General features: G+C 44.7%; 16 protein-coding genes and 2 pseudogenes. 4 read left to right on the top strand and 14 right to left on the bottom strand.

All coding sequences use genetic code 11. The features are described from left to right. Positions 1-917: 917 nt before the first annotated feature. A complete protein-coding gene (locus tag HMPREF9007_RS03610) occupies positions 918-2,114 on the bottom strand; it encodes a hypothetical protein (RefSeq protein WP_008763301.1) in 1,197 nt (398 codons plus the stop codon). A gap of 164 nt (positions 2,115-2,278) precedes the next feature. On the opposite strand from HMPREF9007_RS03610, the gene HMPREF9007_RS03615 reads away from it, so the two are divergent. The 3 genes from HMPREF9007_RS03615 to HMPREF9007_RS03625 all read left to right on the top strand — a co-directional run bounded on the left by HMPREF9007_RS03615 (position 2,279) and on the right by HMPREF9007_RS03625 (position 7,361). Beyond that, positions 2,279-3,457: an AAA family ATPase gene (locus tag HMPREF9007_RS03615; RefSeq protein ID WP_008763300.1), complete on the top strand. Its 1,179-nt coding sequence runs from the start codon at positions 2,279-2,281 to the stop codon at positions 3,455-3,457. Positions 3,458-3,490: 33 nt separating this feature from the next. Further along, positions 3,491-7,048, top strand: coding sequence for a pyruvate:ferredoxin (flavodoxin) oxidoreductase (nifJ, locus tag HMPREF9007_RS03620; protein ID WP_008763299.1), 3,558 nt, complete (start codon positions 3,491-3,493; stop codon positions 7,046-7,048). Positions 7,049-7,172: 124 nt separating this feature from the next. Further along, positions 7,173-7,361 (top strand): hypothetical protein, encoded by a 189-nt coding sequence (locus HMPREF9007_RS03625; RefSeq protein ID WP_008763298.1) that lies wholly within the window; start codon positions 7,173-7,175, stop codon positions 7,359-7,361. Between the two features lie 10 nt (positions 7,362-7,371). On the opposite strand, the gene HMPREF9007_RS03630 is transcribed toward HMPREF9007_RS03625, so the two are convergent. From HMPREF9007_RS03630 to HMPREF9007_RS03640, 3 genes are read right to left on the bottom strand one after another with little or no spacing between them, the layout of a single operon-like run. After that, complete coding sequence (locus tag HMPREF9007_RS03630) at positions 7,372-8,232, bottom strand: glycine betaine ABC transporter substrate-binding protein (RefSeq protein WP_008763297.1); 861 nt, start codon at positions 8,230-8,232, stop codon at positions 7,372-7,374. A 27-nt stretch (positions 8,233-8,259) separates the two neighbouring features. Next, the gene (locus HMPREF9007_RS03635; RefSeq protein WP_008763296.1) at positions 8,260-9,090 is read right to left on the bottom strand and encodes a proline/glycine betaine ABC transporter permease; all 831 of its coding nucleotides are present in this window, start codon (positions 9,088-9,090) and stop codon (positions 8,260-8,262) included. Beyond that, a complete protein-coding gene (locus tag HMPREF9007_RS03640; protein WP_008763295.1) occupies positions 9,087-10,313 on the bottom strand; it encodes a glycine betaine/L-proline ABC transporter ATP-binding protein in 1,227 nt (408 codons plus the stop codon). The genes HMPREF9007_RS03635 and HMPREF9007_RS03640 overlap by 4 nt, the downstream gene beginning before the upstream one ends. A gap of 604 nt (positions 10,314-10,917) precedes the next feature. On the opposite strand from HMPREF9007_RS03640, the gene HMPREF9007_RS03645 reads away from it, so the two are divergent. Next, positions 10,918-12,072: a glycosyltransferase family 87 protein gene (locus HMPREF9007_RS03645; RefSeq protein ID WP_008763294.1), complete on the top strand. Its 1,155-nt coding sequence runs from the start codon at positions 10,918-10,920 to the stop codon at positions 12,070-12,072. On the opposite strand, the gene HMPREF9007_RS03650 is transcribed toward HMPREF9007_RS03645, so the two are convergent. From HMPREF9007_RS03650 to HMPREF9007_RS03695, 10 genes and pseudogenes are all read right to left on the bottom strand, one after another. Next, the gene (locus HMPREF9007_RS03650; RefSeq protein ID WP_008763293.1) at positions 12,035-12,367 is read right to left on the bottom strand and encodes an MGMT family protein; all 333 of its coding nucleotides are present in this window, start codon (positions 12,365-12,367) and stop codon (positions 12,035-12,037) included. The genes HMPREF9007_RS03645 and HMPREF9007_RS03650 overlap by 38 nt on opposite strands. A gap of 27 nt (positions 12,368-12,394) precedes the next feature. Beyond that, entirely contained in the window at positions 12,395-15,139 is a 2,745-nt protein-coding gene (locus tag HMPREF9007_RS03655; RefSeq protein WP_316929405.1) for a substrate-binding domain-containing protein, read from the bottom strand. A gap of 341 nt (positions 15,140-15,480) precedes the next feature. Then, positions 15,481-16,599: a toxin-antitoxin system YwqK family antitoxin gene (locus tag HMPREF9007_RS03660; protein WP_225651860.1), complete on the bottom strand. Its 1,119-nt coding sequence runs from the start codon at positions 16,597-16,599 to the stop codon at positions 15,481-15,483. A 289-nt stretch (positions 16,600-16,888) separates the two neighbouring features. After that, positions 16,889-17,776 (bottom strand): carbohydrate kinase, encoded by an 888-nt coding sequence (locus HMPREF9007_RS03665; RefSeq protein WP_008763290.1) that lies wholly within the window; start codon positions 17,774-17,776, stop codon positions 16,889-16,891. Positions 17,777-17,810: 34 nt separating this feature from the next. Next, positions 17,811-18,980 (bottom strand): sugar MFS transporter, encoded by a 1,170-nt coding sequence (locus tag HMPREF9007_RS03670; protein WP_008763289.1) that lies wholly within the window; start codon positions 18,978-18,980, stop codon positions 17,811-17,813. Between the two features lie 279 nt (positions 18,981-19,259). Beyond that, positions 19,260-21,093, bottom strand: a pseudogene (locus HMPREF9007_RS03675) (DUF4980 domain-containing protein). Positions 21,094-21,222: 129 nt separating this feature from the next. Further along, positions 21,223-22,791, bottom strand: coding sequence for a glycoside hydrolase domain-containing protein (locus tag HMPREF9007_RS03680; protein ID WP_032850730.1), 1,569 nt, complete (start codon positions 22,789-22,791; stop codon positions 21,223-21,225). A gap of 18 nt (positions 22,792-22,809) precedes the next feature. Further along, positions 22,810-24,195, bottom strand: coding sequence for a DUF4960 domain-containing protein (locus HMPREF9007_RS03685; protein WP_008763287.1), 1,386 nt, complete (start codon positions 24,193-24,195; stop codon positions 22,810-22,812). A 26-nt stretch (positions 24,196-24,221) separates the two neighbouring features. Then, a complete protein-coding gene (locus HMPREF9007_RS03690) occupies positions 24,222-25,934 on the bottom strand; it encodes a RagB/SusD family nutrient uptake outer membrane protein (protein ID WP_032850729.1) in 1,713 nt (570 codons plus the stop codon). A 27-nt stretch (positions 25,935-25,961) separates the two neighbouring features. Beyond that, a pseudogene (locus HMPREF9007_RS03695) lies at positions 25,962-26,713 on the bottom strand (SusC/RagA family protein); the annotation flags it as partial.

Here is a 26,713-nt window from a genome sequence, read left to right as displayed (position 1 = left end):
CCATTAAAAACGGTTGGCTATTCGACTGTGATGATGAGAGCTTCGAGCAAGTAAGCAAGCGCATTGAAGATGCTGTATATGTATATAATCATGTGCGGCCTCATCAAGGGATAAACATGAGGACACCTATGGAAGTGGTCAGCGAAACGGTAGGATTAACAGCATAATACCCGCTCGTCGGGATGGGTGGTCCCGCCCCTTGCCGCTAGGACGATCCCCGACCGAAGAGTTTTTGGTTGTTGGCAACATTACATTTTCCTGAAGAAGGCTTGCGTAAATAAAGGAAGATGCATAAATTTGCAAGCACCAACAAAAGACAACTAACATAGGAATAAGAATAACAAAAGTAAACCTATTTAGATATTAAAGTATATTGAGTAAACTAATTCAGTTATAACAAACGAAGTTGTCAACTAAAACCAGTACACATCATTCCATTGCTTGAAACCAGAGTTTCATCGGTGTGAAACTGTAGTTTCATCGGTGAGAAACTAGAGTTTCATACGCTTGAAACTTTAGTTCCAAACGCTCGAAACTATCTGAAACTACTGTTGATTTGATTGACTTAACCGCATGTTCCAATCACATTGAACGCATCAGCTACTTCAATAGTACTGCTCTCTCTGAAAACATTAAATCATATATCAGTCAATAATACATAAATTATCAGTCCTTAATACTTGATTTCTCAATTATTAATATCTGAGAAATCAAACGTTAACAGTTGAGATATCAGATATTAACATCCTGTAAATCAAAGAATAACACAGTAAAAACGGTATTTATCAGGACGATGCAGAGTGAGAGCAAGTCCTTGCTCTCACTCTGCTACCACTGGATCTCTAACAGCTAAAACATCGATGAATAAAGGGATACAGACGAACTGTTAGAGCATGAGAGCAAAAGCACTATCTTTTTCACTGGGGGAGAGTAAGCAAAAGAAACGCACGATACCGGCTTTGAGGCGTCACCGGTACTAACGGCAAATATCCGGCACACACCCGATTATTCTCTACGGACAAAGGGAACGAAGCCGACATCTGCCGATGTTCCTCCAAAGCCTGACCGGCTAAAGGATAATAATCAATCCGAAAAACTCCTTCCGCATCCGCAGCCAAATAACGATCCGTCAAGAGCCATGCCACCACCCCCATATTCATTCGCAGATTAATTTCGACACAAGGATGAATCCGGTAAACAGGCGCTTCATCCGGAAAATGACAAATCATCATATCCACTCCCAAGTATCCATGATAAAAGCCACCGAACAAAGCTGACAATTCTTCTTCCAAACGAGTCCGCAGCCTGATAAATTCTTCTTGTGGCACATAAGCCGATAGTTTCTGCAGAATCTTCTCGTCAGACAGCAAGTCATTCCCTGCATACATCCCACTCCCACCCGTGTGGAAGACCGAATATCCGGCAAAAACAACCCTTCCTCTCCCGTCAGCATAAAACTCCATAGCGAAATCTTCCACCTTATTATATATAGGTTCGCCTACCACCCCACCCTGAGAAGCAGCGACACGGGCACACCAACCGGAAATAAAAGTAGTAAATATGCCTTTACACCAATTCAATCCTTTCCCGCTTCCGGAAAGCGGAGCTTTTAACAAGCACGCTTCCCGCCCTTCGACGAACGCACTGCACTCCGCCAAAGTACTCAAATAAAAAGATTCTCCACAGAAGTATTCATTCAACCGCAACCCAGGCAACAACTTTACCGCCTGCAGACGATGCGAATGCTCTCTCAGAATATTCATATAATCCGCAGAAGGCAGCTCCGTCTGACCTGCCCCCAATGTCATCAAACGCTTCCGCAAAGCAGGGTCCCAACCCCACGGAGAGAACTTCTGGTCTTTACCGTCAGCCACTTCCGGTTCCGTCAACAAGGCCACATCCATGCCCAAAAGTTCACTCTTTGTTTTCAGGAAGTCCGCATTATAAGCAGACGGTGCAAGCACCGCACTTCCCGCTTCGGCATACCACATAGGAAGCAACGCCAGGTCACTCGCCATCTGTCGGGCGGAAGCCGGCGCCATATAGTTCGTCTCACCGCTTGCCAACGCCATATCATGCTCCGGATTGAATATATAAACAGGTCTTTTCGTCATGTCAAAGATGGATTCAACACATTATTCTGCAAATATATACAGGAAATAATCAGGAACTTACACAATAAAGAGAAACTTATAAATTAAAGCACATTTTTGCTATCTCTACTTTGCAAATCCTAAAAAAAGCACTATATTTGCCAGCCGAAAAACAAAGAAACGAAATGGAATCATTCTATCGCACACACGCCTACCTCGTTGAGCACACCAATGCCCCCGTTCGCCGCGATCTTATGGACGAGATCGACTGGAGTGACCGTCTGATTGGTATCAAAGGGACACGTGGCGTAGGAAAAACCACTTTCCTCCTGCAGTACGCCAAAGAGAAATTCGGCACCGACCGTTCCTGTCTGTTCATCAATATGAACAACTTTTATTTCTCCGGTCACAGCCTTGTTGACTTCGCCAACGAGTTTCAGAAACGTGGCGGAAAAGTACTGCTGATCGACCAGGTGTTCAAACATCCCGAATGGAGCAAAGAGCTACGAATGTGCTATGACCGTTTCCCCAGCCTGAAGATTGTCTTCACCGGTTCTTCCGTCATGCGACTCAAAGAGGAAAACCTCGAATTGCGTGACATTGCGAAAAGTTATAACCTGCGCGGATTCTCTTTCCGTGAATTTCTGAACTTGCAGACAGGAATGAAATTCCGGGCATACAGCCTCGAAGAAATCCTCAGTACACATGAACAGATAGCCAAAGGAGTACTTTCCAAAGTACGACCGCTGGATTATTTTCAGGATTACCTGCATCATGGTTTCTACCCTTTCTTCCTTGAAAAACGTAATTTCTCGGAGAATCTGCTGAAAACAATGAACATGATGGTAGAAGTGGATATCCTGCTGATCAAACAAATTGAGCTGAAATATCTTTCAAAGATAAAAAAATTACTATATTTGTTGGCTGTGGACGGACCAAAAGCTCCGAACGTGAGCCAACTGGCAAGTGACGTACAGACATCCCGCGCTACGGTAATGAACTATATCAAGTATCTGGCAGACGCGCGTCTGATTAATCTGGTTTACCCGAAAGGAGAAGAATTCCCAAAGAAACCGTCAAAGATTATGATGCACAACTCTAACCTGATGTACTCCATTTATCCGGTGAAAGTGGAAGAACAGGATGTACTCGACACGTTCTTCGTTAACACTTTATGGAAAGACCATAAGGTACATAAAGGAGATAAAAACGTCTCTTTCATGGTAGACGAAGTGATGCCGTTCAAAATTTGTGCGGAAGGTACAAAAATAAAGAATAACCCGGACGTGACGTATGCGTTGCAAAAGGCTGAGATAGGCCGCGGCAACCAAATACCTCTTTGGATGTTCGGATTCTTATACTAAAAAGATTTATTTACTTAAATATTTAATTTAGTTATGACTAAACAGAAGAAATTCATCACATGTGATGGTAACCAAGCTGCAGCACATATCTCGTATATGTTCTCTGAAGTAGCAGCTATCTACCCCATCACTCCTTCTTCGACTATGGCTGAGTACGTAGACGAATGGGCTGCCGCAGGACGTAAGAACATCTTCGGCGAAACAGTATTGGTACAGGAAATGCAATCTGAAGGTGGTGCTGCCGGTGCAGTTCACGGTTCTCTTCAGGCTGGTGCATTGACTACTACTTACACTGCTTCTCAGGGTCTTCTTTTGATGATCCCTAACATGTACAAGATTGCCGGTGAATTCTTGCCTTGTGTATTCCACGTTTCTGCTCGTACACTGGCTTCTCACGCATTGTGTATCTTCGGTGACCATCAGGACGTAATGTCAGCTCGTCAAACCGGCTTCGCTATGTTGGCAGAAGGTTCTGTACAGGAAGTTATGGATTTGGCAGGTGTTGCTCATCTGGCTACTATCAAATCACGCGTTCCGTTCATGAACTTCTTCGATGGTTTCCGTACTTCTCACGAAATCCAGAAGATCGAAATGTTGGAAAACGACGACCTCGCTCCGCTGATCGACCAGGAAGCTTTGGCTGAATTCCGTGCCCGTGCACTGAATCCGATGAAGCCGGTTGCCCGTGGTATGGCTGAAAACCCCGACCACTTCTTCCAACATCGTGAATCATGCAATAACTACTATGAAGCAGTTCCTGCTATCGTAGAAGAATACATGAACGAAATTTCCAAGATCACAGGCCGCAAATACGGTTTGTTCGATTACTACGGTGCAGAAGATGCAGAACGCGTAATTATCGCAATGGGTTCTGTAACTGAAGCTGCCCGCGAAGCTATCGACCACTTGGTAGCAAACGGCGAAAAAGTAGGTATGGTTGCCGTACACTTGTATCGTCCGTTCTCTGCTAAACACTTCCTGGCTGCTGTACCCAAGACTGCAAAGAGCATCGCAGTGCTTGACCGTACAAAAGAACCGGGTGCTAACGGCGAACCTCTTTACCTTGACGTTAAAGACTGCTTCTATGGCGCAGAAAATGCTCCTGTTATCGTTGGCGGTCGCTACGGTCTGGGTTCAAAAGATACAACTCCGGCACAGATCATCTCTGTATTCGAAAACTTGGCTATGCCAATGCCGAAGAACCACTTCACTATCGGTATCGTAGACGACGTTACGTTCACTTCTCTTCCTCAGAAAGAAGAAATCGCTCTGGGCGGTGAAGGTATGTTCGAAGCTAAATTCTACGGTCTGGGTGCTGACGGTACTGTAGGTGCCAACAAGAACTCTGTTAAGATTATCGGTGACAACACCGACAAACACTGTCAGGCTTACTTCTCTTACGACTCCAAGAAGTCGGGTGGTTTCACTTGTTCTCACTTGCGTTTCGGTGATACTCCGATCCGTTCTACTTACTTGGTAAATACTCCGAACTTCGTTGCTTGTCACGTTCAGGCTTACCTGCACATGTACGACGTAACACGTGGTTTGCGTAAGAACGGTTCTTTCTTGCTGAATACCATCTGGGAAGGCGAAGAACTGGCTAAGAACCTGCCTAACAAGGTGAAGAAATACTTTGCACAGAACAACATCTCTGTATACTATATCAACGCAACTCAGATTGCAATGGAAATTGGTTTGGGCAACCGTACCAATACAATCCTTCAGTCTGCATTCTTCCGTATCACAGGCGTAATCCCTGTAGATCAAGCTGTTGAACAGATGAAGAAATTCATCGTTAAGTCTTACGGCAAGAAGGGTGAAGACGTTGTTAACAAGAACTACGCTGCTGTAGACCGCGGTGGTGAATATAAGACTCTGACTGTCGATCCTGCTTGGGCTAACCTGCCGGATGATGCAAAAGCAGAAAACAATGATCCTGCTTTCATCAACGAAGTAGTTCGTCCGATCAATGCACAGGACGGTGACTTGCTGCCGGTATCTGCATTCAAGGGTATCGAAGACGGTACTTGGTATCAAGGTACTTCCAAATACGAAAAACGTGGTGTAGCTGCATTCGTTCCCGAATGGAATGCTGAAAACTGTATTCAGTGTAACAAGTGTGCTTACGTTTGTCCTCACGCTTCTATCCGTCCGTTCGTACTCGATGCTGAAGAGCAGAAGGGTGCTAAGTTCGAGCAACTGAAAGCTGTAGGTAAAGCATTCGATGGTATGACATTCCGTATTCAGGTAGACGTTCTCGACTGTCTGGGTTGCGGTAACTGTGCCGACATCTGTCCGGGTAATCCGAAGAAGGGTGGCAAGGCATTGACCATGAAACACCTTGAAAGCCAGTTGGCCGAAGCTGATAACTGGACTTACTGCGCTGAAAACGTGAAGAGCAAACAACACCTGGTAGACATCAAGGCTAACGTGAAGAACTCTCAGTTCGCAACTCCATTGTTTGAGTTCTCAGGCGCTTGCTCCGGTTGTGGTGAAACTCCGTACGTGAAACTGATTTCTCAGTTGTTCGGTGACCGTGAAATGGTTGCTAACGCTACAGGATGTTCTTCTATCTACTCCGGTTCAGTTCCTTCTACTCCGTACACTATGAACGAAAAGGGTCACGGTCCTGCATGGGCTAACTCCTTGTTCGAAGACTTCTGTGAATTTGGTCTGGGTATGGAACTGGCTAACGAAAAGATGCGTGCCCGTCTGGTGAAAGTAATGAACGAAGCTATCGTTTCTGATTGCTGCCCGGCTGAATACAAAGAAGTATTTGCTGAATGGATCAACAATATGCTGGATGCAGAAAAGACTAAGGAACTGGCCGAAAAGATCATTCCGATGGTAGAAGCTGCTAAAGATAAATGCAACCACTGCAAGCAAATCGCTGATCTGCAACAATATCTTGTTAAACGCAGCCAATGGATCATCGGTGGTGACGGTGCTTCTTATGATATCGGTTACGGTGGTCTTGACCATGTAATCGCTTCCGGTAAGGACGTTAACATCCTTGTATTGGATACTGAGGTTTACTCTAACACAGGTGGTCAGTCTTCTAAAGCTACTCCGGTAGGCGCTATCGCTAAGTTTGCTGCTGCAGGTAAGCGTGTACGTAAGAAAGACCTCGGTCTGATGGCTACTACTTACGGTTATGTATATGTTGCTCAGATTGCTATGGGTGCTGACCAGGCTCAGACTCTGAAAGCTATCCGTGAAGCTGAAGCATATCCGGGACCATCACTGATCATCGCTTACGCTCCATGTATCAACCACGGTCTGAAAGCCGGTATGGGTAAGAGCCAGGAAGAAGAAGAAAAGGCTGTTAAGTGCGGTTACTGGCACTTGTGGCGTTACAACCCTGCTTTGGAAGAAGAAGGCAAGAATCCGTTCCAACTGGATAGCAAAGAACCTAACTGGGAAGACTTCCAAGGTTTCTTGAAGGGTGAAGTTCGTTACGCTTCTGTAATGAAACAATATCCTGCTGAAGCTGAAGAACTGTTTAAAGCTGCTGAAGAAAACGCTAAATGGCGTTACAACAGCTACAAACGTCTTGCCAGAGAAAACTGGGGAGCTGATACAGCTGAATAATAAGTAGAAATACTTTGTACATAATAAAAGGCAGGAATCCTGGAAACAGATTCCTGCCTTTTTGGTTTATATCTTAGAAGTAACGATTACTTCTCACGAAGATATTCATTAAAACTCTAAAGATATGATCGGATTTGTTATTTGGATTATCGGTTTGATACTGACTTTCAGAGCTGCCATAGAGATTTGGAATATAAATGCGGCTGTAGAGAAAAGACTTATAGCGATTGTATTAATCGTTCTTACCAGCTGGCTGGGACTACTTTTCTACTACTTCTATGGTAAAGAAAGAATGGCGGGATGGTTGAAGTAGTGTTTGCATATCAATCTTTCTCAGGAATCCAACTGTTTACCAGTTCCTGATGTTCTTCCATCCATTGACGGGCAGCCTGTCTTTCCGTTGTCTGCGCCTCTTCCAGAGCAGTCATTAAGGAGCTGATTTCCGCATCTGTCAGACGAATGTTGCCCAAAAGTTCGGCAGCAAAAGGGTCCTTCTCGCTAAAACCTTTCCATGCTATGGTATGAATGGATTCCGTATTTCCATATATCAGCTTCGGGTCCTGAAGAACTTTCAGCTTGAAACGGTCGAACATCCAGTGAGGCGTCCATCCCGTCACGACAATCCAGTCTTTCTTATCAATCGCTTTCTTTAGGGAAGCAGTCATGGCAGGTCCGCTCGAAGTCATCAGTTTATAATCCAATCCATAATCTTTGATGGCCTGATCGGTAGCTTTCATAATACCGGCTCCGGCATCAATACCGACAATCTGACCGGAGAAACGTTCCTTTTCCGCGTTCAGTTCTTCGATTGAGTTGATCGTAACGTAATCCGGAACCACCAGCCCGATACGGGCACCATCATAAATATCCCCGATAACTTCGAGTTTATCCCCGTATTGTTTCATATAATCTTCCATAGTGACAGGCATCCAGACATCCATAAATACGTCTGCTTTCTTACGGGAGATAGAGGTAAATATAGGTGCAAGGTCGGCATTCAGCAACTTTACATCGTACCCCTGATCTTCAAAAATCGCTTTGGCAAGATTTGTCATTGCAATACCTTCCGACCAGTTGGCATAAGCGATACTTATCTTCTTACTCTTTCCGTTGTCTCCGCAGGAAACGAAGGTTAAGAGTATGCCGGCAATAAACATTGCCGCAATCATTTTTATCTTATTCATTGATTATTCCTTTCTTTGGTGTGATTCTTATTTCTTTTTACTTTTTCTGTTATCTGCCATACCCTGAGTGATGCGGTCCAGCACGATCGCCAATATCACGACTGCGATACCGCCTTCAAATCCGAGTCCGATTTTCATTTGGGTGATACCTTTCAGCACGATTTCTCCCAATCCTCCGGCAGAAATCATGGCAGCAATCACTACCATCGAAAGTGACATCATGATCGTCTGGTTGATTCCCGTCAGAATAGTAGGCAACGCCAAAGGCAATTGCACCTTATAAAGAAGCTGCCAGGGAGTAGCTCCAAAAGAGCGGGAGGCTTCTACTACGTTTTTAGGAACCTGACGAATGCCCAGACCGGTCAGACGAACCACAGGAGGCATTGCAAAGATGATGGTGGCAAAAGCTCCCGGCACAGTTCCCAATCCGAAGAATAGAACGGCAGGAATCAGATAGACAAAGGCAGGCATTGTCTGCATAAAGTCGAGGACAGGGCGCATTATCTTGTTACAACGATCACTGTTGGCAGTCCAGATTCCCAGCGGAACGCCTAAAAGCAATGCCAGACAAGTGGAAGAAAGTACTAACGCCAATGTCTGCATCGTTTCTTCCCAAAAGCCCATGCCGTAAATAAGCAATAAACCCAAGAGGGTAAATACGGCTGTCCCCTTACCCGACTTAAACCAGGCGAGCGCAGCCAGCACTGCGATTGTGATATAAAAAGGTATTCCAAACAGTACGTGCTGAAAACCGTCTATGAATCCTCCGATCCCCATGCTGAGAGCATCAAAAAAGGAAGCAAAATGTTCTGTGAGCCAATTAATGGCAGTCTCTATATATTGTCCGATATTTATCATAATTCTATTGCGTTTTGAATGATTTCATTAATTTCTTCTTTATCTTTTCCCGTTACTTCGATGATCAACGAGGAAAGTGGCACTACGCCTTCAAACTCCCGATTCTCATTTACGACCCAGATTGGCGAGTTCGTTTTTGTCATCAACGGAAGAATATCTTCCAGCACCGTATCACCCAGCACTGAATGAACTTCATACCTTACTACGGACTCGATGGAGCGGATTTGCTCTTTTCGTAGTTTCAGCAAGTCATTCAACCGCACCTCTCCTACTAACAGATTATTGGAATCGACTACCGGAAGAACGGTCAGATTCCGTTCGCGCATCTTACGGATCAGCACCTCCGGGCCTTCTTTCTTCAAACGTGCCACTATGGGTTTATCTACCATAACAGAGGAAGCTGTTATAATCTTGCTTCGATCTACATTCTCCACAAATCGTTCTACATAAGCGTTGGCAGGTTCGGTCAGGATTTCTTCCGATGTACCGATTTGTACAATTTCTCCATCCTTCATGATAGCAATCCGGTCACCCAATTTAATCGCTTCACTCAGGTCGTGAGTAATAAAGACAATCGTTTTTTTCATCTTCGACTGCAAAGTCAGCAGTTCATCCTGCATCTGCACACGGATCAAAGGATCGAGTGCCGAGAAGGCCTCATCCATCAACAGGACTTCGGGATTATTGGCCAAAGCCCGCGCCAGCCCGACACGCTGCTGCATCCCACCCGACAGTTCACTTACCATCTGATTCTCGTAGCCTTTCAGCCCCACCAGTTGCATACTTTCCATCGCTTTCTGCTCCCGTTCTCCCTTTTTTACTCCCTGTAGTTCGAGCCCGAAAGCTATATTATGCAAGACAGAACGGTGAGGAAGCAGACCGAAGTTCTGAAAGACCATAGCCAGTTCTTTCCGGCGAATCTGCAACAGTTCCTTATCCGACACTTTGGCTATGTCTGTTCCATTGATAATCACTTCTCCGGAAGTAGGGCGTATCAAACGGTTGATGCAGCGGAGTAAAGTGGACTTTCCACTACCGGACAGCCCCATAATGACGAATATTTCGCCTTCATTAATGGAAAGATTCGCATCTTTCACCGCAACTGTACATCCGGTCGCTTTCAATATTTCACTTTTTGTTTTACCTTCTTTCAACATCTTCAAAGCCTTCTGCTTCTCATTGCCAAAAACCAGATAGAGATCTTTAATTTCTATTTTACTCATACAATAAAATGGTTTAGGTTATTAAAATAATATACACAGCAAGACAAGAACAAACGATAACAGGAATCTTTCTTTATATCGTATAAAGTTCTGATTTAAATACGGGACAAATAACAATGAATCCCGAAATAATTAATAAAATGATTATTGACAGACTGAGTAATTAAAAAAGGAATAGAATTTGATAAGATAATCCTTTCAACGAATAGCAAAAAATAGCATTTTTATGTATAAAAACAGCCTGTTCCAGTATCTTGCTGGCACAAAGATACAAAAAACGGATTAAACATACAAATTATATTCAAAATCCGGGGCATACAGAGGGCTTTATTTGTAATGATATGGAAAGTTTCCGGGTAATATTCCCCTATCACTCAGCAAAATAGAACAAACCGGCAGATAAATATAAAATAAGTTTGAATATTTCACTTAAACACCGTATATTTGGCGTCAATAACTAAACTAGATTTATATGTTCAACAGGGCTATTACAATTTTCCTGGGGAAGGATAATTGTCATTACACAACAAAAGAAAAACAAACAGGTACTGCCACACTAGACGACAAAAGCCAAGTACAGTTCCTTAGTAAAAAGAACCCCAAAATGCCGTTTTTCTATAGCCGGCGGAATCTCTACATGATAGGTTTCCTGCTCGCTTTTATAGTGACTCTGCTCGAATTTATACGAGGACGGCATCAAAACTTTATGGTCTTCTCGGACGCTACTCAATTCTTCTGGCAAGGCATCAGCCCATACACAACTGAATTTGTAGAAGCTCACGGACGCTACTTCCTTTATTCTCCAGTTTTCACGGTATTGTTCGCTCCGTTTGCGTATCTGCCTGCATGGCTGGGACCTTTCGCGTGGAATCTATTCAATTATTCGCTGTTCTTTATGGCGATCTTCACGCTGCCCCAACAATTCACCCAGCAGCAGAAATGCCGTATGTTCCTTTTTCTGTTACTGATTTTAGGACAAAGTTTACTTTCATTTCAGTATAACATAACGGTAGCCTATTTATTCTTATTCGCCTATACGTTATTGGAAAAAGACCGTGGATTTCTGGCTGTTCTGTTAATCATGATTTCGGGATGTACCAAAGTATATGGAATTTTCGAACTGGCATTGTTGCTGTGCTATCCTCACGTATGGCGTAACTTTGGCTATGCCGTTACAATGGGCATTGTATTGCTTGCATTACCGTTAATCAAAATAGCTCCTGCAGATTTGCTCCCCTATTATGAAGAATGGTGCCATAGTCTTGCTGTTCATCAGTCCGCCGGAGCTTATGATTCATTTTTCTATGCCCGCCCCATTGCAGCATGGACATTGCCACACTTCCGTGCACTTCAGATAGGAATGCTCGGCTTGCTGACTCTGCTCTTTTTGGGGAATTTCCGCAAATGGTCGTCTTTTGCCTTCCGTGCCCAGGCTTTGGGCATTCTCATGGGCTGGGTAGTATTACTGAGTGACTCCGCCGAGAAGCATACCTATATTATCGCATTGGCAGGTTTCATGCTCTGGTATTGGAGCAGACCAACACGTACCGCAACAGACAAGATTCTATTTTGGTGCTGTTTTGTGCTGTTATGTATCGTTCCTATCGACATATTCGTCCCTGTACCCATCAGAGATTTCATTACCAGGACCTTATGGCTTCATGTATGGGTTTTCTTTATTGTATGGATACGGATGATATGGCTTACCTTCCTTGCATCCTTCATTCATCCACGTGCCACAAATGTTCTTTCAGATTAACGCATCCGTTAGCTTTGAAAGAAACTTCTTCTGCCAGCAAGAGTTGTTTTTGTTCCACCCAACCGGGCACCAGCCTTCCGGTGGAATTTACAACTCTATGGCAGGGAATGGATAATTCATCCGGCACTTCTTTCAATGCACGTCCCACCATCCGCGAGCATTGGGGTGCCCCCAACAGCAAAGCAATACCTCCATAAGTAGATACTTTTCCCACAGGTATCTGGGATACGACTTCGTACACTTCCTTCCGAAAGGATTCGGAAAAGCTCTCTTTATCTACTTTATAATCTTTCATATATCCCTCTTTACGATATCAATGAAATCATCCTTTCCTTTTCAGGAAATCTGTCGGGCTCTCTCCAAACTGCTCTTTATAGCACTTGGCGAAATAAGAAGGTGAACTGAAACCGACTTCATAACCAATCTCCGCTACGGTCATGTCCGAAGAAGCAAGCAAAGAAGCTGCCTTCTTCAAACGGGCGATACGGAGCAATTCATTCGGAGAGTAGTTAGTCAATGATTTAATCTTGCGGTAAAGCTGCACACGGCTTAGTCCCATGTCTTTGCCCAAGTCCTCCACATTCAAACCGGAGTCTCCCATTTTCTCTTCAATCAATGACTTGAATCTTTCTACAAAATCCTTGTCCATATCGCAGACATCTTCTTTTGCCAATGTCTGCCCGTCACCAAAGAACTGTTTCAGACGACGGTGAGAATCAATCAGATTGCGGACACGTGCCAGCAACAGCTGTGAACTGAACGGCTTTGAAATATAAGAATCCGCACCACCGTCATATCCCTGAATACGCTGTTCGTCCAGTGAACACGCTGTCAGCAGAATAACCGGAATATGACAGGTCTGTAACTCACTTTTCAGCCGGCGGCAACATTCAATGCCATCAATGCCCGGCATCATCACATCAGAAATGATCAGGTCCGGAACATACTTCATAGCCTTACGGATTCCTTCGGAGCCGTCTGCCGCTTCAATCACCGTATAGTCTGTATGCAACAGCGTATGGACATACGAACGGATATCCTCATTATCATCAATAATCAGTACGGACGGTTTGGAAGAGTCATATCCTTTTTCCAGTTCTTCCTCTTCCGCCAATAGAACATCTGTTGTACGGGAATCCGCAGAAACAAGGGTGGTATCCGGTTCGGCAGCAACAGCCTCACAAGACTGTACAGGCAGTTCAACGGTAAAGACCGTGCCCTGTTTCTCATCGCTCTCTACGGAGATCATACCACCGTGCATTTCTACGAAGGCTTTTACCAATGCCAGTCCGATTCCCGAACCGGTATGGTGCATATCGATCTTATAGAAACGGTCGAATACATTGCGAATATGTTCGGCAGAAATCATGGAACCGGTATTTGCCACCGTGAAACGTATCCATCGCTTGTCCTCTTTACTAAGGGAAGACAGACGGACGGCTATTTTCCCGTTTTCCGGTGTAAACTTAAAGGCATTGGACAGAAGATTGAAATAAATACGTTCCAGCTTCTCCATGTCTGCCAGTGTATGATAATCCGTATCCGGCATACTATCAAAAGAAAAATGGATATGCTTCTTACGGGCTGCCGCCTGAAAAGACTCATTCCATCCTTCGAAAGAAGAAAGGACATCCACCGTAACCGGAGTATATTCCATCTTGCCGTTTTCATATTTACGGAAATCCAGAATCTGATTGACCAGACGCAGAAGAATGTTCACATTTCGCTGAATCAGCATGAGCATCCGGTGCTGATCTCCACTCAATGTCTTGTCCGCCAATAAATGTTCTACTGGGTCGGCAACCAATGTCAACGGAGTACGGAAGTCGTGAGAAATATTGGTGAAGAATACCAGCTTGGCATGAGTAGCTTCTTCCAGTTGATGAGAAAGTTGTATCAATTGGTCACGCTGTTCTTCCAGTTTGTCACGTTGCTCTTCCAATTGTTGCTTCTGCTTAAAAAGTTCTTTATTCAAGCGATTCTTTGAGCGGAGTGATTTATAAACGACCAATAATAAGCCGGCTACCAATAAAAGGATAATCAGGCTACCGTATAAAACGACCTGTTGTGTAGCTACCTGAGAGAGATAGCCACCGATACGTCCGTTGAGCGTTTCAATCTTTTTGTCGAGTTCGGAAATGTGTGTGGTCTGCAACTGCATGACGTGTGCGTTGGTACGGTCCACAACAGCGGTATTCATCACCGTTTCTTTGGGATAGGGTTTCTTCTCCAGAATGTCCATAGCCAGTTGCAGTACCTTATCGCCATTGGTCGGATAGATAAAGGTGGCATCCAGCACACTGTCCAGAACCAGTTCCAGTCCGTTTCCCTTACCCGGCAAGGCATCTATGCCGACAAAAATCATTTCCTTCTCCCGCCCTGCCATCTTTGCTGCCTGATAGGCACCCGGAGCGATACGGTCATTATGGGCATACACAGCATCAATCTTAGGATGCCTCCGAAGCATACTATCCATTTCTATCTCTGCCGGACCACGTTCCCACGCAGCATCCGCTTTATCAATCAGCTTTATATCCGGGAATTTACTGATGGCAGCCATAAATCCCTGATGCCGTTCCATTGCAGGAGTCGAACCGCTCAATCCTGTCAGTTCTACTATATTTCCCTTCCCTTTCAGACTGGAGGCAATATAGTTTCCTACCGAACGACCGATTTCATAATTATCGGCTCCGATATAGGCAGTATATTTATCCGAAAGAATCTTCCGGTCTACAAGAATAACGGGGATGCCTTTCTGATAAGCTTCTTCTACAATCGGAGTCATAGGAGCAGCTTCGTTAGCGGAAATAATCAGCAGATCGACTCCTTCGTCCATAAAATAATGGACATCTTCCGCCTGCTTACTGTTATCATCCCCTGCCGAACGGATTTCCACCGAAACACCATTATAAAACATCGCTTCCCGAAGAATCTCATCATTCATCTTATGTCGCCATGAATCATCGCTGCATTGAGCCACCCCAATACGAAAACGGGGTGTATCCTGCCGGCAAGCCGTCATCCCGATTAAACCAAACAGCACCAGCATCCACTTCAGATATCTCATCGTCTTCATCCATCTCATCATTTCATAGTTCTTTCTGTAATCCAATTAAGAACAAAAATAAGAAATAATACTGTAAAGTTCTCTAACTTCAGCTATTTATTATTCTAAAAAGAAGGAAAGCAGTCCTCTTTCAGACCATCGGAAAGTATTAACAAAAGTATAAAGCGTAAAACAAACACTTAATCAATGTTATAAAACATAGCGTTTTACTTGGATAATTTGCAGATTTCACAGAAGTCCGTATCTTTGCACTGTGTTTTTCATAGTATTAGATTTAAGGTTAACAAAGGTTGGAGCAAGGCGTTGCTCCTTTTTTTATGCTCTGACCTTTCATCTACCGATTAGTTTTCATCCCATTCCTTTTCCAGTTTACCATCAATAGTGTAGCGTTTCCATCGTCCTACACGGTGACCATTCTTATATTCCCCACATTCACGAAGCTGGTCATTCTTTACATAACGAGCTTCGAACGGTCCGTTCTGCCTTCCGTTCACATAGGTAGAAGTTTCCCAATAATCAAAGCGGTTGCTCACTATCAGCCGTCGTTCCTTGCCATGCAATCTGCCGGCCTGATAGGTAGCTTCATATCTCAATTCACCATTTTCCAAATTATATTCACGGTATAAACCGTCTTTACGATCGTTCTTCATATAATATTCTTTCTGCCTTACCCCACTTCCGTTGGCAAATGAGACATGGAGTCCATCTTCTTTTCCATCCAGATAGGTTTCAATCATCAGCGTATCTCCGCTTTCAGCAAAAGTAGTCCACCGACCATTCTTCTTTCCATTCTTATAACTACCCAGTATACGTGGCGAGCCAAACGTAAACACGGACGAATATTCACCGTCCTGCAAACCTTCTTCATTGAAATAAACGGTCTCATACAAATCATATGTACCTTTCAGAAAAGTATACTGTTTGCCTACCTGCTTCCCGTCCTTGTAATTATGCTCTTTCCGCAAAGTACCGTCAGATTCGTACGACAGTTGCTTCCCGTGCTCTTTCCCCATCCGGAAGTTTCTTTCACTTTCCACTTTTCCGGTAGTAAAGTAACTTTTGCTCGTACCGTCCAGCTTACCTTCCTTATAGGACTTTTCTTCTTTCAGCTTACCGTCAAACTTGGAGTTAATCTTGAAGAGGCCATCCTTCCGCCCTTCTTTATAACTTCCTTCCGTTATTAATATATTGTCCACATATTCTTTGTATCCGCCATCATAAAAACCATCTTTAAAAGATGCCAGCACATAGGCGGAATGATAACCATCTATGATGCGATGTTCGCCATTCAATGCTTTTTCCGTTTTCAGTTCCTGAAACAACAGTCTGCCATCGCCTACATTAACAACAGATACCTGATCGATCTTATATTCTTTTTGCGCAAACAAAGGAAGAGCAAGATATAAAAACAAAAATACGTTCCAGCTTTTTGATCTGAGGAAGTTCGAAATGTGTTTCATAAAGTAGTTTTCTCTTTTTGATTTATTATTTAAAAACCTGCCGCAAAGATAGGCAATCGGCTTATAAAACAAGGCAAGGAAGAGGGGGACAATTAGAAAAAGAACATCTGTTATTATCATTCTAATAATTAACAGATTAAGTAGTAAATCAAAACACAGGGAAGGGGGACATTTACTGAAATAAGAAACAGAAAAGAAGATGTGTCAAAAGCAACTAAATTCCCCTCCTTCGGGAAGGAGGAGAGTTTAGTTGCTTTTGACACACCTTCTTTTTGAATTTAAAGAGATTCTACAACAATCTGTCTTTCAGAACTACCGGAAGTTCGGGCATTGCACCGCTCTGCGTACAAACATAAGCGGAAACTTCGACAGCCAGCTTATGAGCTTCGGGAACAGACTTGCCATTCAGAATGGAAGCACAGAAAGCGGCAGTAAAGGAATCCCCCGCTCCTACCGTATCGGCTACCGGAACCTTCGGCGTTTCCTGAAAAGAAACGACTCCCGGAGTAAACACATAACTACCATTGATACCGCAAGTAAGAATCAACATTTTCAGATTGTACTTGGCCAACAGAATCCAGCACTTATCCTGTAAGTCGATGCCCGGATAACCGAACATACGGCTGATTGTCACCAGTTCTTCATCGTTTATCTTCAGAATGTTGCAGCGTTTGAAAGACTCGCGCAATACTTCTTTCGTGTAGAAGTCCTGACGGAGGTTGATGTCGAATATCTTCAGCTGTCCGTCTATATCGGGCATTGTATCGAGGAATCGGTTAATTGTAGCACGGCTCACTTCATTGCGTTGAGCCAACGAACCAAAACAAACGGCGCGCGTATTCAAAGCCAGCCGCTTCAGTTCGTCCGTGAAAGGAATGTTATCCCATGCCACTCCTTCTTTGATTTCGTAGCAAGGTACCCCTTCGTCATCCAGTGTCACCTGCACCGTACCGGTAGGATAATCCACCCGCTCAATCTGATTTTTGAGTTGCTTTTCTTTGAATACTTCCATGATTTCATCTCCCAGTTCGTCATTGCCCACCGCACTTACTACACGGCTGTCGAAACCAAACTGTGAAACATGATAAGCGAAATTAGCCGGAGCACCGCCTATCTTCTTTCCTTCGGGCAATACATCCCATAATGCTTCGCCCATTCCTACAATTATATTATTCATGATCTACAGATTTAATTGTTTTCCAAATATAAAATTATTTTTTGATACGGAAGGTATAGAACAGCAAGTAAAGTACACCGACTGTCATCACAGCAATCGCACCATTCTGCCCCATAGAAGTATCCGAAGCAACTCCCATAGCCAACGGGAAAACGGTTCCTCCGAAGAGTCCCATAATCATCAGACCGGAAACTTCGTTTTTCTTTCCCGGCAGATAAAGCAATGCCTGCGAGAAAATAACAGAGAACACATTCGAGTTACCAAAACCGATCAGAGCGATACAAGCGTAAATCACCGCCTTATCATGGAAGATGAACAACCCTACCATAGCAGCCAGCATCATAACAACACTGATACCGAAGAAAGATTTCGGAGACATCTGACGCAGGATGAATGATCCTAGAAAACAGCCTGCCGTACGGAAGATAAAATAGAGGCTGGTTGCAAAAGCAGCATCATCCAGTGTCATGCCGATGCGTTCCATCAGAATCTTAGGTGCAGTAGTGTTTGTACCGACGTCGATACCTACGTGACACATGATTCCGATAAAGCAAAGCAGGATAAACGGTTTGCCGAGCAATGCCAGGCACTGTCCGAAAGTGGAAGGTTTGCCTTCTTCCTTCTCTTCTTCAATCTGTGTCGCGTTGAGCAACAGAATGGCAAGGATGGCTATTACCATATAAATAGGGAATAATACACGCCATCCCAGATCGAAAGAAGGAATCGCCTGCGTTGCCCCCCACATGGCAATGTACGGTGCAAGGAAAGAAGCGATCGCTTTCACGAATTGTCCGAAGGTGAGGCTGCTTGCCAGACGGTCACCACGAACGATGTTGGAAAGAAGCGGGTTCAGTGAAGTCTGCATCAGTGCGTTTCCAATACCTAACAGGGAAAAAGAAATCAGCATCAGTGCGTAACTATCCCCGAAGACAGGCAACAGTAAAGAAGCAAAAGTCACGATCAAACTGAGTAACACGGTTTTCTTCTGACCGATACGGCTCATCAGCATACCTGTCGGTACGGAGAAAATCAGAAACCAGAAGAACACCAATGAAGGGAATATGTTTGCTTGTGAGTCTGTCAGACCCAGGTCTGCTTTTACATAATTGGAGGCAATGCCCACCAGATCAACGAATCCCATGGCGAAGAAACAAAGCATCACCGGGACTAGCTTGGAGAGAGAAGCGTTTTTAGTATTTTCCATTGTTTTATCTATTATAATTTCGTATATTAGCACAGTAATTATTTTTCTTTCCTATTGATCCTTTTTCTTTTAGCCTCCTATTTTCTTTGCTTATCACGGCTGTGAACAGACCGTATCACAAGGGTGATAAGGCCTTATCACAGTAATGAACAGATCGTATCACGTAGGTGAAACGCTATCTATCTCCCATACATAAGGAGAACATAAAGGCATGTTAACGCAAGGATAAAGGTATGTTAGCGTGAATTAAAAAGAGCGCAGGGAGAAGAAAGTCGTTTTTTATTTCTTCAGTTTGTAAACCACGAATGAATCTACTTTATAGGCACCGCCTTTGCTGTAGAAGCTGATATGATTGTAAGGTTCCGAAGGAAATACCTGATTGGTCATAGCGAAGCGTCCACCGTCACCGAAAGCCTCTACACTTGATCTGTCTACAAACAGGCGGAGTTTCATTTCATCCTTATCCCCTTCAATCGCAGTCCAAGTCAGCATCGGGAAGTTTTCGTTGAAATTTACCTCGCCACTCTTGCGACGGTCCATTGAGAATTTCTTCTCTTTCATATCGTACTGCATGTCTACTTCTTCGCCCTTGTCATTGTAGAGACGGAAACCGATGATTTCTGCCTGCTGATTCTTGAGGGACAGTTCTATTTCGTAAGCACCTTCATTGTTCGGAATCAAATCTTTCACGATACGTGTTCCGTTAACCTTGAATGAGCGCTTTTTGGAAACACCACGCAGTTTCAGTAATTCGGGAGAAGGAGCGGATTGAAGATAAATCCCACCGTCGATGGCAAAGAGACTCAAATCACGAGGGATGGAGTTCGGACTACGGTATTGAGAAGTTGGCACGTCATTTGCATATTGCCAGTTGCTCATCCATGCAATGGCGATACGGCGGTTGTCGGGGGCATCGCTCCAAGTAACTGTAGCATAATGGTCTTTTCCCCAGTCCATCCATTTCGTGACATTCGGCTGATTGTCACAACTAAATTTCTTGCCGTCGAAGCTACCGATAAAGTATTGAGTAGCGGAGTCACCGAAAGGACCGTCACCGAGGCTGCAAAGCAATACCCATTTCTTTTCGTTGGTGCCCTCTACCGGAAGTTCGAATAAATCGGGGCATTCCCATACGTTGCCGTGAGCACCGTATCCTTCGCCGAAGCTGCTTTCAAATGCCCAGTCTTTCAGATTGGGAGAAGAGAAAATCTGCATTTCCTGTCCCACTGCGAGCACCATGATCCAGCGTTTTGTTGCTTCGTACCAAAAAAACTTTCGGGTCGCGGAAATCACGAGCTTCGGATACAAGTACGGGGTTGTTTTCGTATTTGGTGAAAGTGCGTCCGTTGTCAGTGCTATAAGCGATGCTTTGTACCTGACGGTCGCTGTTTTGTGTATAGATGGCGATGATTGCGCCTGCTCCGAAGCCGGCTGTATTGTTATGATCTACCACGGCAGAGCCGCTGAAGATAGTACCAAGCGCATCCGGTGCTATCGCAACAGGGCGGTGTTCCCAGTTTACGAGGTCTTTGCTGATAGCGTGTCCCCAGTTCATGTTTCCCCATTTGGAGCCATAAGGGTTGTACTGGTAAAAAAGATGGTATTCACCGTCTTTATAGACCATTCCGTTCGGGTCGTTCATCCATCCGTAAAGGGGAGAGAAGTGATAGGTCGGACGAAACTTTTCACGGTTGGTCGTATCGAAGGTGTCGGAGAGTTTCATTTCCTTGCAGCAAGCGGTATTATCCGGCGAAAGATTGACACGGATCGGATCGTTGGAGTTCATCTTGAACTTGAAAGAGACCGTTTTGCCGGAAAAGTCGGAAAGGTCTACCGGAACAAAGTAATCTACTTTATGTATGGCGAGACGCACGTCGAAGTTTTTCACCTCTTTATTATTAACGATCATGCTGATACGTACATCGGGAGACGTATCTTCTACGGGCAGAAGCAGGTACTTCTGGGAAGTATTGACACGTACAAGGCAATGACCTTCTCCCAGATTCTTAATCAGCAAAGGAGAATCCGCCGCTCGGGTTGAAACAGAAATAGTCATGAGAATAAAACAAATCAGAAAGGTCTGAAGTTGTTTGACAGGCAAAAATACATTCATGTTCTATGGTATTAAGGTTGTTATACTTTTGATAGTTGTTACAGTGCAAAGATAGGCGCTTCCAAGGTTAGCGCCTATCACTTTTGTTTCAAACGCTGTAAAAGATGTTACTTGCCGGTGTAGTTTTCATCAATAAGTGCTTACCTGAACGTCTGATACAGTTATTTCACCTTTATAACAGCAGAGTGACCACGGGTTCTTCTGCATTTGGTAGATACGGTTGGTGAAAGATAACTGGTCGTTGATATAAGTCACGCAGACGGACTGGTCACTGTAAATCGTCACACGATATTCATTATCTGCCGGAATATTGAATTTATTATCGAATAAGTATTTGGCATCGTCACCGTCTTTCTCAAAATTCGCTTTGCCTTCATCGGCATTGACATGGATACTATACCAGGAAGCGGAATCCGTTCCACGTACAAAAGAGATTCCGAAACGGTCCGTATTCGAAGCGGTCTTTACGGTGAAAGAAATCTTGTTATGTACTTTCAGACGGTTGAAGATGACGGAGGCGCCTTCGCCCAAAGTATAGGTTTTACCGCTTTCGGTCACGTTACCATCTTTTGCCATTACTTTCACTTCTTGTGCGGAAGTGTATTTTCGGTCGATTGCATCGGGTACTCCGAGGGTTAAAGTACCGTCTTCGTGTTGAATCAGACGTTGTGCTACCAGATTGCCTGCCCATTCGGGTTCTACATCACCTACATTTCCATTATCATTTCCGGCACGTGTGGGACACCAGCCCCATATGTAGCGGTTTGTTCCGTCGGAAGCGGTCTTTCCGGCATAGAATGCGCGGCTGTCCAGCATTCCTTCACGATTGTCCGGCCATATTCCGGCATCATTGGCGGTAGTTGCTTTCAAATCTTCCAGCGTTCTGCCTTTGAAATATTGTACTTTACGCATGAAGGAAGCCTGTTCCGAATAAATCAGATACCACCAGTCCCCCATCTTGAATACATCCGGACATTCGTAGAAACGATCCCACATCATGGTCATAAAGGTTCCCGCAGATTCCCACTCTTTCAGGTCGGCAGAGGTAAATTCGGCGATATGCCCTTTTCCGTTCTTGCGGGTAGCGATCAGCATGTGATACACACCGTCTTCGGTCTGGAACAGGAACGGATCACGGAAGTCATTCTTGTCATAACCATACGTATCTCCTTTCAGGTAGAAGGTGCGGTTCTTGGTCCATGTCTTGAAATCGGGAGAAGTAGCTACCATCACTACCTGAGCATTCTGGTCGGAAGAAGGCTTGAACTTATTACCGGTGTAGAAGGTATAATACAGTTTGTCGGCAGGGTTATAGATCGTTCCTCCTGTGCCGATGGCAGCATCCTGTTCGTCACGCCCTCCGCAGGAAATCAGTTCGCCGAGAGATTCGTAAGTAGCACCGTCTTTGGTAGCCACCCCGAAAATGGGATGGTACGTAGCTTCGGGGTTCGGACGGTAATCTTGCAGGTACATCACTTTAAAGTCCTTGGCAACCGGATCATAGAATGGCATCGGGTCACCTACAAAGCCGACCTGTGGCTTATAGTACATCGAGAAGCCATGCTCATCACTCGATTGGAAGTATGTGGCTGTACCGTCCCAGTCTTTCTGAGTCAAGATGGGGTCAGTCTCGTCACTGCAAGCAGTCATCGAAGCTATCAGTGCGGTAAATGCTATAGGTAAGATCATATTTTTCATCATTGTTGCTTATTCTTTTTATTTACACAAGTAGTTGATTGCATTGAGAGTCATTTGCTCTACGTTGTAGTGATAGTAGTCGGCAGAAGCGTCTACTCCCTTGCCGTACCAGTCATAGCAGCCGGAACCGATACAGAGCGTACGTCCGCTATTGGAACGCGGTTCAAATTCGGCAATGACTACCGCCCCGTCGCCTCCATGTGCCAAATCGATTCCTCCTGTCAGGTTACGCCATGCGTTCAGGTCGTCATAACCTCCCCAGTCTGTCCCGATATGCCACTGCGCTGTGCTATTGGTAATCGCATAGCCGGCATCACAGGTATAGACTGTCGACTTGTCGCCATCTTTCCATCTTAAATCCTGGAATAACGGATGTGATTCACTGCCGGTAATCAGGAAGCTCCATGGGGCAGAGGTGATTTCGGGCGAGTCTTCGTTTCCTCCCCAGCTATTGTTCGGTACACGCTCGTCTTTGGCGATGCCGAGATTGGCGATATAGAAAGTAGCGTAACGGGTCAGCAGCAGATTACCACCATTCTGATAGTAGACTTTAAACTTCTCCGCTGCCGCTTTCGCGTCATCCGGCAAAGGAGGATTGTCACCATTGTCTGCGTGGAAATGCCACCAGATAGCGGTATATTTACCTAAATCCACTTTTCCGTCCACTACATCCTTGAATGAGATATATTCGGACATCGATACATTATCCATCATCCATTGGGCAGCGGCTTTCTCTTCGGGACTCGTCAGAAGGCTGACGGAAGAAGCCGTACCGACAAAGGCAGTCGGAATCACATTTCCCTGAGTAACCGTTACCACATAAGGAGTTACTGCCGAACGGTAAGTTGCCGTGTAAGTAACGGGGTTCGTAAAGTCCTGAATACTTCCGGATGCCGGAGTCACGGTAGCTCCGTCCGTTACGGTAAACGTACCTTTCAACTGAGTGATATCCACTGTCAGCGGAACGACTACAGAAATGGTTTTCGATAACTGGTCTACCTTTCCTACATAAGTATCATTCAATTTGAAGGTCAGTATCTTCGCCTCATCTCTCTTCACGGTAATCGTGTAGCTCATTTGTACATCGCCATTCTTCACCGTCAAAGATACGGGAAGAGAAAAGTCGATTGTCTCACCGATAGCGATGCTAGCCTTGGCTCCTTCGGAAAGATTCATTTCTGTGACCACCATGCGGGTAATATCGTAATCGTAGGGCACTCCTACTACGATTGCCTTATTCTGATAGTCGACAGTTCCTGCGTATTCATCCAGCCGGATAGAGTTCACCCAAACATCTCCGTCCAGACGAAGGCCGGATTTGAAGTCATCACTACATCCTGTGACTGTAAGGCATGCCACAGTCACCAACAGGATAGTATAAAGTTGTTTTATGATTGATTTCATTGTATTCTTTGTTTTAAGATGGTTAGTTACCAACCGAAATTCTGTGCATAATTTCCATTACTTGCGCTGATCTGTTCGAATGGAACAGGAAGATATTCGTTCTTATTTTCCGTAAAGCCCGCATTCTTGTAGATAGAGCAACGGGATGCTTCCGTCACGTAATAAGCATTGATGACATCTTTGGCTTCTCCCCATCTTACAAGGTCAAAGAAACGTGAGCTTTCCATACCGAACTCTACGCGGCGTTCCCATTTCAGCATTTTCATGGCTTCGTCCTGAGCGTAAGCTTTCAGGTCGTAAGGAGTCACTTTGAAGTTCACTCCGTAGTCTTCTTTATAATTGAAGATCAGCATGGTGCTTCCGGCAGCACGGCTGCGTACCTCATTGATTAATGAGATGGCATCGGTGATACGTCCGTCGTTCAACTGAATCAGTGCTTCGGCACGCATCAGCAATACATCTGCATAACGGATCACAATGTGATTCAGAGAACTGGCCCAATAAGAACCTTTCTTCAGACAGTCACAATCGGGATCTACATTCTCTTTGAGAGAAACATAATATCCATAAAGTCCCTTGCTGCGGCTCCAGTCATCATTCTTCTGGATGATGTAACCTTCGTTGTACTTATAAGGAAAGCCCGGCATACCCACCGTATGGAACAGACGGGGATCGACATTGTCTGTAGCCACTTCGTAATTCTCATTGTCGTAGGTACTGAACAAAGGCTTTCCCTGCGAATCGGTTTTGAAAGCATTCACCAGATTCTGGCTCGGCTTGTGGAAGTCGCAGCAGCCCAGTATCTGCGGAGTGGTCAGTCCCATTCCCCAATTCAGGTTACCGTTGTAAGTACCGTCGTTGATAGAATACTGAATGGCCCATACAGACTCTGCACCGTTTTCATATTGCGGCAGGAAGTTCATGCTATAGTCCGTTTCCAGTCCGTAACCGCCTTTAGCCATGATCAGGGGATCGGTGTATTTCACGACCTGTTTCAGGTCTTCTTCGTTGATTCCGGTAAGGGCATTATCGGCTCCGTCCTGGCGGTAAGCTTTATACAGGTAAGTTTTTGCAAGGTAAGCAGCAGCGGCTGCCTGTGCAGGGCGTCCTTTTTCTATTTGTACTTCCGGCAGGTTGTCGTAGGCAAACTGGAAGTCGTCTGCTATCTTTTGCCATTGCTCGTCATTGGTATAAGTGGTATTCGACAGTTCATTGTAAGCATCCGGTTCCATGTTTTCATCGTTTACAATAACGATCTTCTTGAACAGCTGTTTCAACATGAAGTGAGCGTGTCCGCGCAGGAATCTCATTTCGGCAATGCGCTGGTTCTTCAACGGATAGGTCTTTTCATCCATTTGGTCGAGTGATTGCAGAGCTGTGTTGGCACGGGTGATGCATTGATACAGTCTTTTCCATATATCATTGATATTCCAGTCGGTGGTATTGATACCTTTGGATATTTCCAGTGCGTTGAACACACCGCCGTCTTCTGTTCCCGAACCGCCTTTATAGCAATCGTCGGAACGTACATCATAATTCCAGAGAGAGAAGGAAGAGTTGATATCATCACCTGTCGCCCAGATGGCGTAGGCAGAAATCACCAGATTATCTACATATTCGGGAGAAGCGATCTGATCGCCGGTCACAATACCCTGAGGAACCTGACGGTCCAAAAAATCGTCACAACTGGTTGTCAGCAAGGTAATTCCGATTGTTGCTATATATATTATCTTTTTCATGATCATTCGTTTTATTGATGAAGTAAGTTAAAATCCGATGTTAAGTCCGAACGTGATATTCACAGGGATCGGATAAGAAAAGTTCGGGTTCTCCGGATCTTCTCCGGTAAAATTCTTGCTCTTGATGGTCAGCAGATTCTGTGCACTGCAATAGAAACGCAAGCGGTCCATTCTCATTTTTTTTGGAGATAACAGCGGGAACGGTGTATCCTAACTGGATATTACGCAGTTTCAGGAAAGAACCGTTTTCTACGAAGTAAGTAGAGACACGCTGTTCATTGTTCGTATCACTGCGGGTCAATGCCGGAATATCAGAGTTTGGGTTCGTAGGTGACCAGGCATTAAGCAAACGGGTTCCCTTATTCAGGAAACCGACATTGGAAGCACTCCAAAAATCGCTTTTCTTCTTCACGTCACTGATTATATCCACTCCCTGAACGCCTTGCCAGAACATTGTCAGATCGAAGTTCTTATATTCCAGATAAATATTCAATCCGTAGCTGAAAGAGGGAGTAGGATCATAAATCCAGTTCTGATCTCTTTCGTCAATCACACCGTTATGGTCAATATCACGGTAACGGATACGGCCGACAGCAGCGCCTTCTTGAGTAGCATGGTTGTCTACTTCATCCTGCGACTTAAAAATGCCATCAGCAATGTAACCGACTTGTGCGCCGTAAGTATGTCCGACTACACTCTTCACACCATTACCACCAAACTTGCCGTTGGCAGCTACCGTTTCCGGCAATTCAAGAATTTCATTCCGATAAGTGGATATG

Source organism: Bacteroides sp. 1_1_14, assembly GCF_000162515.1.
Classification (GTDB): domain Bacteria; phylum Bacteroidota; class Bacteroidia; order Bacteroidales; family Bacteroidaceae; genus Bacteroides; species Bacteroides thetaiotaomicron.
The sequence above is the reverse complement of the archived record's forward strand: the minus strand, read 5'-3'. Positions and strand labels throughout refer to the sequence as shown.